Here is a 17,844-nt window from a genome sequence, read left to right on the forward strand (position 1 = left end):
CTGTTTTCCCCAATGGCGGTTGTTGGGGGTTAGATTGCTCAATGATGGCGCCAGCGAGGCGCCACCGCAGCGGGGCTGAACACTTAAGGCGTTTGCGCCTTTCGCTTATAGGCCCGCTCCGCCGCTTCGCTCGGCGACACCGCAAGGTCGGCCGATTGCACTTCGGTCGTCTCTGCCATCCGGACCTCGCGAATCCATTCCCGCCATATCGACACAATCAGCGCCATCAGAACCGGACCGATAAACAGTCCGAGAAAGCCCATGGTTTTCACACCACCGACAAGGCCGAAGAATGTGGGAAGGAATGGCAATTTGATAGGGCCGCCAACCAGGCGCGGACGAACCGTCTTGTCGACGATAAACAATTCCACCGCACCCCACGTGAACAGCCCGATCCCTGCGACGAACGAGCCGTTGGCAACGAGATAGGCAGATACCAGCGTGAACGAAAGCGGCGCGCCGCCCGGAATAAGCGCCATTACACCAGTGATGACCCCAAGTGTCACAGGCGAGGGGACGCCAGCAATCCAGTAGGCCACGCCAAGCACGATGCCTTCGCCGATCGCAATCAACGTCATCCCGGTCACCGTCGAACTAATTGTCGCCGGTACGACACGCGAAATCCGCTCCCACCGCGACGGCAGGATGCGCTCACCAACGAGATCAATCTGGCGTGAAAACGATGCGCCGTCACGATAAACGAAAAACAGCGCGATCATCATGAACAGCATGGTCAGAACGAGATGGAAGACGCCATCTCCGGCAGCAATCACGGCGCGGTAGATATTGCCGATATTGGCTCCGCTAACGATCTGTACAAGCTCGCCGATGGCGCCAGGTGACCCAACATGCTTTGTCCACTGCAACCCGAGCCAATCACCGGCCCAGGGAAGGCCGATGATCCAGGCTGGAGGCGGTGCCCCGAACCTGTTCACTTCGACCGCCCAGCTGAACCACTGGCGCAGTTCACCCGTGGTGTAGCTGATCGCGACGCCGATCGGCACAATCAGAAAGGCGAGGATGAACAGAATGGCAAGCGTCGCGGCGATTGTCGTGTTTCCGCCAACGCGGACCAAGAGCTTGCGATAAAGTGGCCAGCTCGCAAATCCAATGACCAAGGCGGCCAGAACCGGCACAAGGAAGCCGTAGAAGAAATAAATCGACGCAGCAACAATCAGGACCAGAAGCCATCGAGCTGCCGATATCGCCGGTATCAGAGCAATGCGATTGGGAGAGACCGGTCCCAGCCAACGCGGTTCTATAGGGATGTTCCGATCATCTTGCGCGCTCACGATATACTGCCACTCCCGATTGCTGTCGCCGATATGGTGTCTCGGCCATTACGCTGCAAGCCTACCGTGGACCTCTTAACCGAGCCCTTCATCGTCTGCCTATCCTTCAGATACGATACAAATGTGAAAACACCGAACCATAACTTCGTCTAGGGCATTGCGATGGCTAAACCGTCTTTGTCAGCGCCCCTTGTTTCGGTAGAGCAGAACAATAGATAACCGTCACGTACGCGTGTTTTATAAGAGACGAGATCCAAGGACTTTAATGATGCTCAATGCGGAGGCGGTCGACCTTACAAATTGCGACCGCGAGCCAATTCACATCCCAGGGAGCATTCAACCGCATGGTTGCCTTCTTGCCTGCGACTTAACTGGCGCTGAGATTCTTCACCACTCTGCGAATGTCGGAGAAATGCTCGGTGTTGAAGGTGACATCAACGGCCGGAGACTCGAGGACGTCGTCGGTGGCGAAGCGGCCCATTCGCTTCGCAACGCGCTCGCGACCTCCGATGATCCAGCACGCCCGGCGCTACGCCATGCCTTGCGACTCCCGTCAGGCAAAGCTTTCGACATCTCGTTGCATCGTTTCGACTCCAAGGTGATCATCGAGTTCGAGCCGGCTTCAAACGACGCCGACCAGCCGCTCGAAGTTGCGCGCATGTTGATCAGCCGCATTCGCAACATGAAGAGCATCGACAGGCTTATCGAGAACGCTGCACGGCTGATGTTCGCCATGCTCGGATATGACCGCGTGATGGTCTATCGTTTCGAGGAGGAAGGGTCCGGCAAGGTCGTCAGCGAATACAAACGCCGCGACCTCGAGAGCTTCAAGGGCCAGTATTTTCCTGCAGCGGATATCCCGAAACAGGCACGCATTCTTTACATCAAAAATACCATCCGCGTCATTTCCAACGCTGATAACGAGCGTGTGGCCATCGTCCCTGAGTTGGGCGAAGACGGCCTGCCGCTCGATATGTCCTTCGCGCATCTGCGGAGTGTTTCCCCGATCCACTGCGAGTATCTTCGCAACATGGGCGTCTCTGCCTCGATGTCGGTGTCCATCATCGTCGATGGCGAGTTGTGGGGGCTGATGGCCTGCCACCACTATTCGCCGAAGACCTTGTCGATGCCCCAGCGCGTTGCGGCAGAAACGTTCGGCGAGTTCTTCTCCCTGCATTTGAGCGCGCTGAAACAGAAGCAACTGGTCGAAACGGCAAATCTTGCCAGACGTTCGCTTGACCGATTCCTTCAGATCGCTTCCAACCACAACGATATCAGCGGGCTGTTGAGAAGTTCACTGGATGATTTCGGCGGCATGCTACCCTGCGATGGGGTCGGGCTTTGGCTTGACGGGATCTGGACGGGGCAGGGCCTCGTCCCACAGGAGCATCTCGTTGCCGAACTGGCGGAACTGGTCGGCGGCGTCGCGGGTGGACGGATTTGGTCGACGGCCGAATTGTCTCGGTCGCTACCGTTGTCGATGATCTCGCCGGACGACGTGAGCGGCGTTCTTGCCATTTCCTTGTCCCAGCGCCCTCGCGACTATCTGTTTTTCTTCCGCAAGGAAGTCGTGCAGACCCTCGATTGGGCAGGCAATCCCGACAAGCAGTATACCAGCGGACCGCATGGGGAGCGACTGACGCCGAGGTCGAGCTTCGCCATCTGGAAAGAACAGGTACGCCTCAAGGCTCAACCTTGGACCGATACGGATCTCGAGATTGCCGACGCCATCAGGGCAGTTCTTGTCGAAACCGTACTGCATCATAACGAACTGCTTGCGGACGAGCGCGGTAAGGCGGACGTGCGCCAGCGCATGCTCAACGAGGAGCTCAACCACCGCGTCAAGAACATCCTGTCTGTGATCAAGGCGCTCGTGGGGCATCCTGTGGATGACTCAAGACCGCTGTCTGATTACGTCGGCTCGCTGAAGGGACGCATTCAGGCATTGGCCTATGCGCACGATCAGGTCGTCCGCAGCGGCGATGGCGGACATCTGGCCGACCTTCTCGAAGCCGAACTGCAACCCTATAAGGGAAGCGGCCGCATCGTGACGATGAGCGGACCGCGTTTTTGGCTTGATAGCCGTGCGTTTTCCGTCATGGCCCTCGTCCTGCACGAAATGTCTACCAATGCTGCGAAATACGGTTCGCTCTCGGTATCTGACGGTCGGCTCGACATCGAGTGGGGCCGAAGTGCTGATGGCGATTGCGAGCTGACCTGGAAAGAAACCGGTGGTCCGGTCACAAAGGCGCCCAGTCGCAGTGGGTTCGGCAGTGTCCTTATCAGCCGCAGCATGCCCTTCGAGCTGGATGGTCGGGCATCGGTCGACTATCCGCCCGAGGGCGTCAACGCGGTCTTTGTCATCCCCTCCAAGCACGTTCACGCAGATGATGACGCGGCATCCGAGGACGATCTCCACCTGGATGGGCTCGGCGGACGGACGGCGAGCGAGCGATCACTCGGCAATCTGGAGTTCCTTCTTGTGGAAGATCAGATGCTGATCGCAGCAGATGTCGAGGCGATGCTGGCGGACAATGGTATCGACAAGGTAACGACATCGCCTTCGGTCTCGGACGCGCTTCGCCGCCTCAAGGATTTCACCCCGGACGTCGCGATCCTCGATGTCAATCTGGGATCCGGTACGTCGCTTCCAATCGCGGAAGAACTTCTGCGTCGTCACGTGCCCTTCGTGTTTGCGACGGGATACAGCGATCGCTCGATCATTCCGGCGACGTTTTCAGCGCCGGTTGTGCGCAAGCCTTATGAAGCGACGGCGTTGATCGCCGCCGTCAGCAAGGTTCTGGAACGATAGCTTCAAAATGCGACCGGAAGTCTCCCGGTCGCAGCAATCAGATATCGAGGTTATCGGCAAAGGCGGCGCGTTCCTGGATAAACCGGAATCGCGCCTCGGGCCTCGTGCCCATGAGATTGTCGACCGCCTCGCGCGTGCCTTCGAAATCCACCTCGTCGATCCCGACGCGCAGCAACGTGCGCTTGGCGGGGTCCATGGTCGTTTCCTTCAACTGCGCAGCCATCATCTCGCCAAGGCCTTTGAAGCGACCGATTTCGACTTTCTTGCCCTTGAACACCGTTTCCATCAATTCGGCCCGATGCGCGTCGTTGCGGGCATAGACGGTCTTGCCACCCTGCCTGATGACGTAAAGCGGCGGCACGGCCAGATAAAGATGGCTGCCGCGGATGAGTTCGGGCATTTCCTGATAGAAGAACGTGATCAGCAGCGATGCGATATGGGCGCCGTCGACATCGGCGTCGGTCATGATGATGACCCGCTCGTAGCGAAGATCCTCCTCGCGGTATTTCGTCCGCGTGCCACAGCCAAGCGCCTGCACGAGATCTGCGATCTGCTGGTTGGCCGAGAGTTTCTCGCGGCTTGCCGAGCCGACGTTGAGGATTTTACCTCGGAGCGGAAGAATGGCCTGGTTCAACCGGTTACGGCCCTGCTTCGCCGAGCCGCCAGCCGAGTCACCCTCGACGATGAACAGTTCGGCGCCCTCGGCCGTGTTCTGTGAGCAATCGGCAAGCTTGCCGGGAAGGCGCAGCTTGCGCACGGCCGTCTTGCGATTGACCTCTTTTTCCTTGCGGCGACGAAGCCGCTCTTCGGAGCGCTCAATCACCCAATCGAGCAGTTTCGCGGCCTCGTTGGGATTTCCGGTCAGGTAATGATCGAAGGGGTCGCGCAGAACGTTCTCGACGAGCCGCTGAGCCTCCACGGTCGCAAGCTTGTCCTTGGTCTGGCCGACAAATTCCGGCTCGCGGATAAAGACAGACAGCATGCCCACGGCCGAGATCATCACGTCATCAGTGGTAATCTCGCGGGCACGTTTGTTCTGGGTCAGTTCGGCGTAATTCTTCAGGCCTTTGGTCAGCGCAATGCGCAACCCGGCTTCATGGGTGCCGCCTTCGGTCGTCGGGATGGTGTTGCAGTAGGAGTGAACCTGCGGGTCGCCACCATACCACGTGATGGCCCATTCCATGGCGCCGTGACCACCGGTCTTTTCGGTGCGGCCCGCGAAGATTTCGCGAGTGACGGTGAAATCCTTGCCGAGCGTGGCCGAAAGATAGTCTTTCAGACCGCCGGGAAAATGGAAGACCGCCTTGTCCGGCACGTCGCCACCGGCCTGAACCAGTGACGGATCGCAGCTCCAGCGGATTTCGACGCCGCCGAACAGATAAGCCTTCGAGCGCGCCATGCGGAAAATGCGACCGGCATCGAACTTCGCGTGATCGCCGAAGATCTGCGGATCCGGATGGAAGCGGACGCGGGTGCCGCGACGATTGTGTACGTCACCGAGTTCTTCGAGCCCACCTTGCGGAACGCCGCGGGAAAAACGTTGGCGATAGAGCTTCTTGTTGCGCGCAACCTCGACTTCCAGCATGTCGGACAACGCATTGACCACGGAAACGCCAACCCCATGCAGACCGCCCGAGGTCTCGTAAGCCTTTCCGTCAAACTTACCGCCGGCGTGAAGCTTGGTCATGATGACTTCGAGCGTCGACTTGCCGGGCACTTGCGGATGGTTTTCCACAGGAATCCCACGACCGTTGTCGGTAACCGTCAGGCAGCCTTCGGTATCAAGATACACCTCGATGAAATTGGCATGGCCGGCCACGGCTTCGTCCATCGAGTTGTCGATGACTTCGGCGAACAGATGGTGGAGAGCCTTTTCGTCCGTGCCGCCGATATACATGCCGGGGCGCATACGCACCGGTTCCAGACCCTCCAGCACGCGGATCGACGATGCGCCGTAGTCGTCGCCGTCGGCGGCGATTGTAGCCGGACGTCGCGGCGAAGGCGCTGCCTTGAGCGCGGGTACAGGTTCCGCTGGCGCTGATCTGGGGAGAGCGGGCGTATCGGCAAAAAGGTCGTTATTGTCATCCATTGGCGGTGTCGGTACTACCTGTCGGGGTGCGGAGGAGATAGCCATACCCATCTCGTGCTGTTTCGAATCACATGCGATTTTGCCAGAAAACCGGCTTTCTCGCGATGCCGTACGCACACGGCGGCTCTGCCAGCAATGCTGCCTCGGCTTTAGCATGGCAAGTTGGAAGACAGAAGGTTCCGAATGAAAGCCCGCATGTCCACAGTTCATTTCTTTTTCGGCACGCTTCTTGCTGTAGTGGTCGCGTTCAGCGCTTCAGCAAGCCTCGCGCAGGAAGGCCCCATCAAGCCGTTCAAAGACGAGCTTTTCTCCAGGTTCGAAGTGCTGGAGACTAAGGACGGCGGCGCTTACGAGATGATAGACTACCAGGAACTGCGCGACATCAACGGTCGTGACAGTGAGCCTGAGCGGCGGGTCAAGAATGCCTATGTGGCGCTTGGACCGCGCCGTGTCCAGGAAAATGAAACCCTGGCCTTCTCCGGACGGACCCTTGATGTCACCAGGGTGGGACCTTCGCAAGGTGGCGCCTTCACGGTGATCTTCATCCACGGCAGGGGCGGCGACAGGCGGCTCGGCGTCAACGACTTCACGTTCGGCGGCAATTTCAACCGGCTGAAGAACCTCGTCACCGCGTCGGGCGGGACCTACTATTCGCCAAGCGTCAGATCCTTCGACGACAAAGGTACTGCCGATATCTCTGCCCTTATTCGCTATGCGTCGGAGAAATCGGCAGGACGTCCTGTCATCCTCGCCTGCGCCTCCATGGGTGGCTTGATCTGTCAGGCCGTGAGCCGAGATGCGGCGACGATCCGGTCTCTGAAGGGTATGGTTCTGCTTGGCGGTCCACCCGATCCGGGTCTGCTGTCGACGCCGTTCGCCAAGGCAAAACTGCCGATCTATATCGCTCACGGCAGCGCCGACAGCGTCTACGCAGCCAGCGGACAGACCGAGATCTACCGTAAATTGCAGAGTTCCGGATACCCGGTCCGTATGTCCGTTTTCAATACAGGCGGGCACGGAACACCCATTCGGATGATCGACTGGCGCAAAGCCCTCAATTTCGTGCTTATTGCCCACAAATAACCGGTTTGGCTGCAATCGCGCGTTTAAATGGTTCTCAACCGATTGAATCGCGGCGCAGATCGCTTCCCACCTGGAATGCGTCGACCTCTGGCTCATGACGCGCCATCTGGGATCCATCCAAGCACTTGAAATGCGTTCATTATTCAGCGTACGAAGTGTGAAAGGACATGTCGGGAGGCCTGTCCTGCACGTCTAGGTGGCAGCGCTCAACGGCGTCTGCTGGAGGAGAGGAACAGGGATCGACATGACACCAGAAATTCGCCCGCTTATTGCCGGAAACTGGAAGATGAACGGCACGAGGGACAGCCTTCCCGAGATCAAGGCAATCGCGCAGGGCGTGATGGGACCTCTCTCGGACAAGGTCGAAACCCTGATATGCCCGCCGGCCACGCTTCTCTATGTGGCGACGGCGCTTTCGACAGACAGCCCGCTGATGATCGGCGCCCAGGATTGTCATCGGAAGGATTGCGGCGCGCATACCGGTGATATTTCAGCAAACATGATCGCCGACTGCTTCGGCACGCATGTGATCGTCGGCCATTCCGAACGGCGCGTCGATCATCGTGAAACGGACGCGACGGTTCGCGCCAAGGCCGAGGCTGCCCATGCAGCCGGATTGATCGCGATCGTCTGCGTCGGCGAAACGGCGGAGGAACGCGACACCGGTCAGACACTGGATATTCTGAAGCGTCAGCTCGATGGCTCCCTGCCAGATGATGCGACGGCCGCAAACACGGTCATTGCCTACGAGCCCGTATGGGCGATCGGATCCGGCGTGACGCCGACCGCAAGCGATGTGGAAGCCGCGCATGCTTTCATGCGCGCAGAACTTGTGAAGCGGTTCGGCGACGACGGCAAGGGGATGCGTCTCCTCTACGGCGGCTCGGTCAAGCCGGGCAATGCGGCGGAGCTGATGGCGATCGAAAATGTCGATGGCGCATTGATCGGTGGCGCCAGCTTGAAAGCCGACGATTTTCTCGCCATCTACGGCGTCTATGAGGCCTTGACCGCCTGAGCCATTCAATAGGGGCTTGGAAAGCGGGCGGGCCTCATGTAAAGAGCCGCCAAACTTCTTCTATTGCCTCGCCAACGGGGCAGGGATCTTATTCATGCAGACTGTTCTGATCGTCATTCATCTCATGATCGTGCTGGCGCTTGTCGGCGTCGTGCTGATCCAGCGCTCCGAAGGCGGAGGGCTTGGCATCGGCGGCGGTTCCGGCTTCATGTCGGCGCGCGGCACGGCAAACGCCCTGACCCGCACGACGGCGATCCTGGCGACGCTGTTTTTCGTCACGTCATTGGCGCTCGGTATTCTGGCACGCTACGAATCGCGTCCGACGGATATTCTCGACCGCATTCCGCAGAGCCAGCAGGGTTCAGGCAATGGTATCTTGAACCAGCTCGGCCCGGCACCGACCGCTCCGCCGGCAAGCAACGGCGTCCCATCGGATGGCGCGAGTTCAGCGCCTGCTCCGGCAGCACCGGCAACGGGAGCAGCGCCTTCCGCACCGGCTCCTGCTGCGCCTGCGACACCGGCCCCGGCAACGCCCGCTCCGACGAACAGCGTTCCAACCGGCCAGTAAGGCACGGTTGAAGGCAACAAACTCCGGCGGGCCAAAAGCCTGCCGGTTTTCGTTTGTGGAGATTCCACAGACTTTTTTCGGAAAAAGAAAATTCCGCTGGCGGAATCAGAAATCAGAAGGTATTCGGTGGCTCCCATGGCGCGATATGTATTCATCACAGGCGGCGTGGTTTCTTCCCTCGGAAAAGGAATTGCGGCCGCGGCCCTCGGAGCACTGCTCCAGGCGAGGGGTTACCGGGTTCGGCTGAGGAAGCTCGATCCTTATCTCAACGTTGATCCGGGAACTATGAGCCCGACGCAGCACGGCGAGGTCTTCGTGACCGACGACGGCGCTGAGACCGATCTGGATCTCGGTCACTACGAGCGGTTCACCAGCCGTTCGGCGACCAAGACCGACAACATCACCACCGGCCGCATCTACAAGAACATCATCGACAAGGAACGCCGCGGCGACTACCTCGGCGCGACCGTTCAGGTCATTCCGCATGTCACCAACGAGATCAAGGATTTCGTTACCGAGGGCAATGAGGACTACGATTTCGTTCTCTGCGAAGTTGGCGGTACGGTCGGCGACATCGAAGCGATGCCGTTCATGGAGGCGATCCGCCAGGTCAAGAACGACCTGCCGCGCGGAACAACGATCTATCTGCATCTGACACTGATGCCGTTCATTGCGGCAGCCGGCGAGCTGAAGACCAAGCCGACCCAGCATTCCGTCAAGGAACTGCAGGCGCTGGGTATCGCGCCGGACATCCTGCTGGTGCGCGCAGACCGGGAAATCCCGGAGGCCGAGCGCCGCAAGCTTTCGCTGTTCTGCAACGTTCGCCCATCCGCGGTCATCCAGGCGCTCGACGTCGCCAATATCTACGACGTCCCGATGGCCTACCACAAGGAAGGCCTCGATTCGGAGGTGCTGGCTGCGTTCGGCATCGAACCGGCTCCCAAGCCCCGTCTGGACGCCTGGGAAGAGGTTTGCAACCGCATCCACACACCGGAAGGCGAAGTGACGATCGCGATCGTCGGCAAGTACACAGGCCTCAAGGACGCCTACAAGTCGTTGATCGAGGCCCTGCATCACGGCGGCATCGCCAATCACGTCAAGGTCAATCTCGAGTGGATCGAATCGGAAGTCTTCGAAAAGGAAGACCCGGCTCCGTGGCTTGAAAAGGTTCACGGCATTCTGGTCCCCGGCGGTTTCGGCGAGCGCGGTTCCGAAGGCAAGATCCTCGCAGCCCAGTTTGCCCGCGAACGCAAGGTTCCGTATTTCGGCATCTGCTTCGGCATGCAGATGGCGGTGGTAGAAGCCGCCCGTCATCTCGCCGGCATCGAAGACGCATCCTCGACGGAGTTTGGTCCTGCAAAGGAACCGGTCGTCGGTTTGATGACGGAATGGCTGAAGGGCAACGAGCTCGAGAAGCGGTCTACCGCCGGCAACCTCGGCGGCACGATGCGTCTCGGCGCCTATCAGGCAGCTCTGAAGAAGGGCACCAAGATCGCCGAGATCTACGGATCGACGGATATCTCCGAGCGCCATCGTCACCGTTACGAAGTGAACGTCCAATACAAGGAACGCCTGGAAAACTGCGGCCTCGTTTTTTCGGGAATGTCGCCGGACGGCCTTCTGCCGGAAACGGTCGAATACCCTGACCATCCGTGGTTCATCGGCGTTCAGTACCATCCGGAACTGAAGAGCCGACCGCTCGATCCGCACCCGCTGTTTGCGAGTTTCGTCGAGGCAGCGCTCGAACAGAGCCGTCTCGTCTAAGACAAGAAAAACCCGGCTTCGGCCGGGTTTTTCTTTGCCCGCTTTTCTACTTGAGCGCCTTGTATGCGGCGAGCGCCCGGTCGCGGGCAAAGCCGTGATCGACGATGGGCTTTGGATAGGTCTTCCCCAGCTCGATCCCTGCCTTCTCCAGCACGGCCGCAGGCGCCTCGAACGGCTTGTGGATGTATTTGCGGTCGAGCTTTGCCAGTTCGGGCACATGCTCGCGAACGTAATCGCCGTCTGGATCGAATTTCTCGCCCTGCAGGATAGGGTTGAAGATCCGGAAGAACGGTGAGGCATCGGCGCCGCTGCCGGCCACCCACTGCCAGTTGGCGGAATTGTTGGCAGGATCCGCATCGACAAGCGCATCGCGGAACCACTGCTCGCCCTTGCGCCAGTCGATCATCAGATCCTTGATCATGAACGACGCCGTGATCATCCGCACCCGGTTGTGCATATAGCCGTGTTTCCACAACTGCCGCATACCGGCATCGACGATCGGATAACCCGTCATCCCCTTGGTCCAAGCCGTAAATTGCTTGGCATCGTATTGCCATTCGAATGCGTCGAACTTGTCGTCCCAGTTTTCGCGATCGAGGCCGGGAAATTCGATCAGCAGACCGTAGCAGAAATCGCGCCAGGCAAGCTCGCGGCGGAAGTGCGACACGTCTTCCGATGTCTTCGCCGGAAGACCTCTCGTCTCGTACCAGATGCGGGCAGGGGAAATCTCGCCATGGGTGAGGTGGGCAGACAGCGAAGACGTGGCGTCGATCGCCGGAAAGTCCCGACCGCGCTTGTAGTCGTGCAGGTCCCTGTCGATGATGTCCTTTAACTTCTCCCGCGCGCCCTGTTCGCCCGGTGTCCACATTTCGGAAAAACCCGAAGCCCAGTCCGGCTTTGCCGGCAGCAGGTCCCAGCCGTCCAGGCTTTCCGAACGGGGAAATTGCTTCGGGGCAGGGATGGACTTTGGGGTATCCATCGGCTCGTGCGGTTCGCCGAGCTTCTGCATCGCGTTCCAGAACGGTGTAAAAACCTTGAATGGCTTGCCCGCCCCCGTGCGGATCCGGTCCGGCTCGTGGAGAAGCTGGCCATGAAAGGCGCTGATGGCGATGCCCTTGTCTTTGAGGGCGACCGCGATTTCACGGTCGTAGTCCGTGCGTTCATAGGCGCGGTTGACGAAGACGGAGCGGGCGCCGGTCTTGTGGGCGATGTCGGACAGAACATCCTCGGCCTTTCCCCTAACGAGGACGAGGTCACTGCCGAGCGCTTTCAGCGCGCCCTTGAGTGCCGTCAGCGAATGATGCAGCCACCATTCCTGCGCGCCACCGAGAGGCCCGATGTTCAGTTCGTCGGGTTCGCGGATATAGACGGGGATGACCGAGCCGCCGGCATCGATCGCGGCATTCAGCGCCGCATTGTCATCGAGACGGAGATCCTTGCGAAACCACAGGATGGTCGGAATGTCTTTGTCAGTTGAATGATCGGCAGGCACGCGCTTCTCCGTTCGAGGCATCGCAAAGGACGCCTGGAAAGCGCCTTAGGAACGAATGAGCAATATAGGGCAGGGTGCACCGGCAGCCAGCTCCGGAGCGTGCGGCGGACGCACGATAAGGCCGTCGGATCGCGAAAATATCTTCATCATCGACGAATCCTGCTTTCCGAAAGCCTTGGCAACAAGATTTCCCGCCGCGTCACGCGTCACGCTCGCGCGAACATAGTCCTGCCGCTGGTCGTTCGCCTTCATATGCTCCGCTGTGACACCCATGACCTCGCGGTTCCTCTCGCTGAGACGCGCGAGCTTTCGCAGCAGAGGCTCGAGGAACAGGAGACTGGTCACAAGGCTTGCGACCGGGTTGCCGGGCAGGCCCAGCACATGCATGCCGTCGAGCGAACCGACCATCAGCGGTTTGCCGGGACGCATCGCGATCCGCCAGAAATCGAGTTCCATACCGGCGCCCTTCAGCGTCGACTGGACGAGGTCGTGATCGCCGACAGAAGCTCCACCGAGCGTGACCAGCACGTCGGCCTTTTCGAGCTGCGCCCGTGCGACAGCTGCAGCGATATCCGCCTGGTTGTCCTTGACGATGCCAAGGTCGAGAACCTCACCGCCGTTGGACCGCACCAGTGCGGCGACGCCGAACGTATTGGAGGCAATGATCTGCGCGGTCGCCGGCACACCGCCAGGAACTACAAGCTCGTCACCGGTCGCAAGGATCGCGACCCTTGGTCGCCGATAGATCCCAAGCGTGGGATGGTTCATCGCGGCGGCGACGGTTAGATGCGTGAAGTCGAGCACTGTGCCGCGCTTGAGGACGATCTCGCCCTCCGCGAAATCCTGGCCGCGGGGCCGCACATGCCGTCCTTCGACGACGGCAAATGCAGTGCGGATCCGGTCGTCCGCTATTCGCTCGGCGTCTTCCTGGATGAGGACGGAATCAGCGCCCTGCGGCAGAGGTGCACCCGTGAAGATCCGCACCGTCTCGCCCGGGCCGACAATGCCCTCGAAGGCATGGCCCGCAGACGCCGTCCCGATGACCGACAGTTCCGTGCCGATCGTAGACGCGTCCTCTGCCCGTACTGCGTAGCCGTCCATGGCGGACGCGTCGAACGGTGGCTGTGTCAGCCTCGCGGCCAGATCGGCAGCCAGCACGCGACCGTCGGCCTCGCCGAGCGGGACATTCACGATATCGTCGATCGGACGCGCTGCAGAGAGCAGCCGGCTCCTGGCATCCGCCACGGGGAGTAGTGCCTTCATCAGCCCTCCAGGCGGTATGTTCCGGACTTGCCGCCGGTCTTCTCGAGAAGCTGGATGCCGCCGATCTGCATGCCTTTGTCTGCGGCTTTCGCCATATCGTAGATCGTAAGGCAGGCAACGGACACCGCCGTCAGCGCTTCCATCTCGACGCCGGTCTTGCCGGTCAGCTTGGCGGTCGCCGTGACACGCAGACCGGGCAGGGCGGCGTCTTCGGTAATCTCGACCGAGACCTTGGTCAGCATCAGCGGATGGCAAAGAGGAATGAGATCGCTGGTCTTCTTCGCCGCCATGATCCCGGCGAGCCGCGCTGTTCCAATGACGTCACCCTTCTTGGCATTGCCATCCAGAATCAGCGCCAGCGTCTCGGGAAGCATCCTGACATGACCCTCGGCCGTCGCCGAGCGTACGGTTTCAGTCTTGTCGCCGACATCGACCATATGCGCTTCGCCGGCCGCATCGATATGAGTGAGTGTTGCCATTATTCGGCCGCCTGTGCGGAGAGCTCGCCGGACAGCAGCAGCCGCGTCGCCGCAGCAACGTCGTCCTGACGCATCAGGCTTTCACCGACGAGGAAGGTCTCGATATCAGCCTTCTGAAGCCGCTGGCAGTCGGCGTAGGTGAAGATGCCGCTTTCGCCGACGAGGAGTCGATCGGCTGGCACCATCGGTGCAAGTGTCTCACTGATGGCGAGATCGAGCTCGAACGTGCGCAGATTGCGGTTGTTGATCCCCACCAGCGGTGCCTCGAGCTTCAGCGCCCGCTCCATTTCAGGGGCGTCGTGCACTTCGATCAGCGCATCCATGCCAAGCTCGCCGGCGACCTCGTAGATCGCAAGCGCGTCGTCATCCGACAGCGCCGCCATGATGATCAGGATGCAGTCGGCTCCCCAGGCGCGCGCTTCGTGCACCTGGTAGGTCTCGAACATGAAATCCTTGCGCAGAACGGGCAGGGCGCAGGCAGCCTTTGCTGCGACCATGAATTCCGGCGCACCTTGAAAGCTCGGCGTATCTGTTAGAACAGACAGGCAGGCTGCACCGCCGGCCTCATAGGCTGCGGCGAGCGACGGCGGATCGAAATCTGGACGGATCAACCCTTTCGAAGGGCTCGCCTTCTTGATTTCGGCAATGAGACCAAAAATGCCGGCATCCTTCTTGGCCTGCAACGCACGCAGAAAACCGCGCGGAGCAGGCTGGTCGGCGGAACGAGCCTTTAGCTCAGTGAGCGGTACACTCGCCTTGGCCGCTGCGATTTCCTCGCGCTTATAGGCTTCGATCTTCTTGAGAATATCCGCCATTCGCTCAATCCTTCTCGTTCGATACGGCCACAAGCCGGTCAAGCGCTGCAGCGGCATTGCCGCTTTCGAGCGCGTTCGTGGCGATCGTCATGCCATCCTTCAGCGTTTCGGCCTTTCCGGCGACGACAAGCGCTGCCGCCGCGTTGCAGAGTGAAATGTCCCGGTATGCATTCTTCGCCCCGCCGAGAACCGCCCGCAACGCCTTCGCATTGTGGATGCCGTCACCACCCTTGAGGTCGGCAAGCGTTGCCTGCGGCACGCCAAAATCGGCTGGGGTCAGCTCAAAGGAGCGGATACTGCCACCCTCCAGAGCGCAGACCTGCGTAACGCCTGTCGTGGTGATCTCGTCCAAACCCTGGCCATGCACGACCCAGACAGTCTCGGAGCCAAGACCGCGCAGCACCTCTGCGATCGGCTGCAGCCATTTCGGATCGAAAACGCCGAGCAACTGACGCTTGGCGCCTGCAGGGTTCGAGAGAGGACCTAGAATGTTGAAGATCGTCCGCGTGCCCAGTTCGACGCGGCTAGGCCCCACATGGCGCATCGCGGCATGGTGCATAGACGCAAACATGAAACCGATCCCGGCCTCGCGGATACAACGGGCAATGCGGTCCGGACCGATTTCCAGGTTGACGCCGAGAGCCGACAGAGCGTCCGCCGTCCCCGATTTGGAACTCAACGCCCGGTTGCCATGCTTGGCGACGGGAACGCCCGTACCAGCCACGATGATCGATGCCAGTGTCGAGATGTTGTAGGTGCCGGCACCATCCCCACCCGTGCCGACGATATCAACGGCATCGGCTGGTGCGTCGACCCGCAGCATTTTCTCGCGCATGGTCGTTACGGCGCCGGAAATTTCCGCCACCGTTTCTCCTCGTACGCGCAGCGCAATCAGAAACCCGCCTATCTGCGAGGGCGTCGCCTCGCCGGACATCAGAATGTCGAACGCCTGACGCGCCTCATCCAGCGTGAGGCTCTCCCCGGCAGCAACTTTGGCAATGAAGGGTTTCAGCTCAGGCATTCTTTGGCTCTCAAGTCGCTTAGTATTGCGCGGGCGCAGCCGACTGATTGACGGCGGCCTGGTTGATCGAAACACCGTAGGTGTTCTTGAGGCTGTTGACCATCTGATCGAGCATGTCATCGCCGGCAGAATCGGCCATGCGCTGGAGTTGCTCGTCGCCGGCAAGCGCATCGCTCGTGGCCTGATCGACCGCCGTCACCTTCAGAAGAAGGCGGCTCTCGCCGTCCGATCCGAGCGCTGTTCCAGTCACACCGACCGGACCTGCAAAGGCTGCCGCAATCGCCTCGTTGCCGAAGATGGCGTCCTCGCCGTTGCGGCGCAGGCCGGACTTCGTTTCGATGGCGACGCCGAGATCCTCAGCGATCACTGCCAGCGTCTCGCCCTTGTCGAGGCGACCCTTGAGGTCGGCCGTGCGTGCCGAAAGCGCCTGACGCTGCTGATCAGCCGTCCAGTCGGCAACGGCCCGGTCGCGGACTTCGCTAAGCGGACGTTCCCGTTCCGGCGTGACATTGCGGACCTCGAACCAGACGAAGCCGTCGGTGCCAACCGTCAGCGGCAGCGTATCGGCGCCGGGATCGGTGCGGAAGACGTCGGTCAAAAGCGTGGTACCACTCGGGAGATCCGCAATGCGCTTGTCCTGCGGATCAAGACCGGATGCATTGGCCGTGACCGTGACGAGCTTGAGGTTCAGATCCTTTGCTGCGTCTTCAAGCGTCGTCCCGTTGCTGCGCAACTCCTCGAAGCGGTCATGTGCCGTGTTGAGTTCCTGCGAGGCGGCCGCGACCGCCATCTGCTGGCGCAACTCGCCCTTGACCTCGTCGAAGGCGCGGGTGGTTTCCGGGCGAACGTTGGAGACCCGCAAAATGACGGGACCGAATGTACCTTGAACGGCTGGCGTGATGCCGCCATTCGCGCCAAGCTTGAAGGCCGCTTCTGCAATTGCCTCATCCGGAACAGCGTCGCGGGTAAAGTCGCCGAGGCGAACGTCGGCTGCGGTTTTGCCCTGGTCCGCCATGACCTGGTCGAACGTCGTCGTTCCGGCGCGCAACTGCGTCGCCGCAGCTTCTGCCATTTCCATGTTGGGGAAGGGCAGCTGCTCGATGGTGCGCGTCTCGCTCGTCTTGAAGCTGGCGATCCGCTTGTCGTATTCGGCCCGCGCCTGCTCGTCGGTGATCGAAGACGCATCCGCGATGTCGGATGGCTGCAGCTTCACATAGGCAAACGTGCGGTATTCCGGGGCACGATAGCGGCTCTTCGCACCTTCGAACCATTGCGCCAGAATATCATCCGTCGGTGCTTTTACGGGATCGATATTGGCGTTCGACAAAAGCAGATATTCGACCGTGCGGCTTTCGTCCCGATACTGCTTCAATGCATCGATCAGAACCTGCGGCGGTTTGAACCCGTCGGACACCGATTCGACGATCTGGCTGCGGACAGCAACCTTGCTGCGCTCCTTGATGTAATCGTCCTCGCGAAGGCCGGCATTGCGCAGGCGGGATGTGAACAAGGCACGGTCGAACTGACCGTTGACGCCCTGGAATGCAGGGTCTTCGCTGATCAGGATACCGAGCTTGTCTTCTGAAAGACCGAGATTCATGTCGTCGGAAAGCTGATCGAGTGCAGCGCCTGCGGCGAGCTGTGCGAACACCTCGTTCTCGACGCCGAATGCACGTGCCTGTTCCGCGGTCAGCGGTGCGCCGAACTGACGACCGATATTGGCGACCTGCCGCTGATAGGCCAGCCTGAACTCTTCAGACGAGATCTGCTGATCGCCCACCGTCAGGACGGTATTGCTGTTCGATCCGATCAGGGAGTGCGAAATGCCCCAGATGCCGAAGGATGCGGCAAGAACCAGGAGCAGGAGTTTTGCGACCCAGGAGCGGGCTGCGTTTCTGAGCGAATTGAGCATCGGCGATATTACCTATCAGTCGTAGTGCCGCCTTTCCGGCGGTTTGAGCGAATGTCTCTAGAACAATCTGCAACGGAAATGAAGGCGTTGACGCGCAAAAGCGCGCAGGCATCACCAATGTCCGCCCCACTGACTATTTCGTGAAGGTAACGGCAGGGATTATATGACCACGACAGTCATGACAGCCGGCCCCGGTGGGCATTCTATCCCCGCTATTGGTCGAAACGACCCGTTTCGCC

The 17,844-nt window shown here is 60.2% G+C and carries 13 protein-coding genes; 5 read left to right on the forward strand and 8 right to left on the reverse strand.

Annotation, left to right across the window (positions count from 1 at the left end):
• Nucleotides 1–83 precede the first annotated feature (83 nt).
• Nucleotides 84–1,268 (reverse strand): AI-2E family transporter, encoded by a 1,185-nt coding sequence (locus tag BLW69_RS13165; RefSeq protein ID WP_244474068.1) that lies wholly within the window; start codon nucleotides 1,266–1,268, stop codon nucleotides 84–86.
• A gap of 292 nt (nucleotides 1,269–1,560) precedes the next feature.
• Between BLW69_RS13165 and BLW69_RS13170 the strand changes: the two genes are divergently transcribed.
• Complete coding sequence (locus BLW69_RS13170; RefSeq protein WP_062458046.1) at nucleotides 1,561–4,104, forward strand: HWE histidine kinase domain-containing protein; 2,544 nt, start codon at nucleotides 1,561–1,563, stop codon at nucleotides 4,102–4,104.
• Between the two features lie 37 nt (nucleotides 4,105–4,141).
• Here BLW69_RS13170 and parE read toward each other — a convergent pair whose 3' ends face one another.
• Nucleotides 4,142–6,193: a DNA topoisomerase IV subunit B gene (gene parE / locus BLW69_RS13175; protein ID WP_092662337.1), complete on the reverse strand. Its 2,052-nt coding sequence runs from the start codon at nucleotides 6,191–6,193 to the stop codon at nucleotides 4,142–4,144.
• Nucleotides 6,194–6,388: 195 nt separating this feature from the next.
• On the opposite strand from parE, the gene BLW69_RS13180 reads away from it, so the two are divergent.
• From BLW69_RS13180 to BLW69_RS13195, 4 genes are all read left to right on the forward strand, one after another.
• On the forward strand, nucleotides 6,389–7,276 hold the full coding sequence (locus tag BLW69_RS13180; RefSeq protein WP_092662583.1) for an alpha/beta hydrolase: 888 nt from the start codon (nucleotides 6,389–6,391) through the stop codon (nucleotides 7,274–7,276).
• A gap of 244 nt (nucleotides 7,277–7,520) precedes the next feature.
• Nucleotides 7,521–8,291, forward strand: coding sequence for a triose-phosphate isomerase (tpiA, locus tag BLW69_RS13185; RefSeq protein ID WP_092662339.1), 771 nt, complete (start codon nucleotides 7,521–7,523; stop codon nucleotides 8,289–8,291).
• 94 nt (nucleotides 8,292–8,385) lie between these two features.
• Nucleotides 8,386–8,859: a preprotein translocase subunit SecG gene (gene secG / locus BLW69_RS13190; RefSeq protein ID WP_092662341.1), complete on the forward strand. Its 474-nt coding sequence runs from the start codon at nucleotides 8,386–8,388 to the stop codon at nucleotides 8,857–8,859.
• Nucleotides 8,860–8,994: 135 nt separating this feature from the next.
• Nucleotides 8,995–10,623: a CTP synthase gene (locus BLW69_RS13195; RefSeq protein ID WP_092662342.1), complete on the forward strand. Its 1,629-nt coding sequence runs from the start codon at nucleotides 8,995–8,997 to the stop codon at nucleotides 10,621–10,623.
• Nucleotides 10,624–10,669: 46 nt separating this feature from the next.
• Here the strand turns inward: BLW69_RS13195 and BLW69_RS13200 are convergent, their stop codons facing one another.
• Genes BLW69_RS13200 through BLW69_RS13225 form a run of 6 tightly spaced genes read right to left on the reverse strand, consistent with a single transcriptional unit; the run spans nucleotide 10,670 to nucleotide 17,605 of the window.
• Entirely contained in the window at nucleotides 10,670–12,115 is a 1,446-nt protein-coding gene (locus tag BLW69_RS13200) for a cryptochrome/photolyase family protein (RefSeq protein WP_244508816.1), read from the reverse strand.
• A 45-nt stretch (nucleotides 12,116–12,160) separates the two neighbouring features.
• On the reverse strand, nucleotides 12,161–13,378 hold the full coding sequence (gene glp / locus BLW69_RS13205; RefSeq protein WP_092662346.1) for a molybdopterin molybdotransferase MoeA: 1,218 nt from the start codon (nucleotides 13,376–13,378) through the stop codon (nucleotides 12,161–12,163).
• Nucleotides 13,378–13,857 (reverse strand): cyclic pyranopterin monophosphate synthase MoaC, encoded by a 480-nt coding sequence (gene moaC, locus BLW69_RS13210; protein WP_062456920.1) that lies wholly within the window; start codon nucleotides 13,855–13,857, stop codon nucleotides 13,378–13,380. Before moaC ends, glp begins: the two co-directional genes overlap by 1 nt.
• Nucleotides 13,857–14,672: an indole-3-glycerol phosphate synthase TrpC gene (trpC, locus tag BLW69_RS13215; protein ID WP_092662348.1), complete on the reverse strand. Its 816-nt coding sequence runs from the start codon at nucleotides 14,670–14,672 to the stop codon at nucleotides 13,857–13,859. Before trpC ends, moaC begins: the two co-directional genes overlap by 1 nt.
• Before the next feature lie 4 nt (nucleotides 14,673–14,676).
• Nucleotides 14,677–15,693, reverse strand: a complete 1,017-nt coding sequence (trpD, locus tag BLW69_RS13220) for an anthranilate phosphoribosyltransferase (protein ID WP_062456914.1) — start codon at nucleotides 15,691–15,693, stop codon at nucleotides 14,677–14,679.
• 19 nt (nucleotides 15,694–15,712) lie between these two features.
• Nucleotides 15,713–17,605: a peptidylprolyl isomerase gene (locus BLW69_RS13225; RefSeq protein ID WP_062456911.1), complete on the reverse strand. Its 1,893-nt coding sequence runs from the start codon at nucleotides 17,603–17,605 to the stop codon at nucleotides 15,713–15,715.
• Nucleotides 17,606–17,844 lie beyond the last annotated feature (239 nt).

Source organism: Rhizobium sp. NFR12 (assembly GCF_900108545.1).
In the GTDB taxonomy this organism is placed as follows: domain Bacteria; phylum Pseudomonadota; class Alphaproteobacteria; order Rhizobiales; family Rhizobiaceae; genus Neorhizobium; species Neorhizobium soli.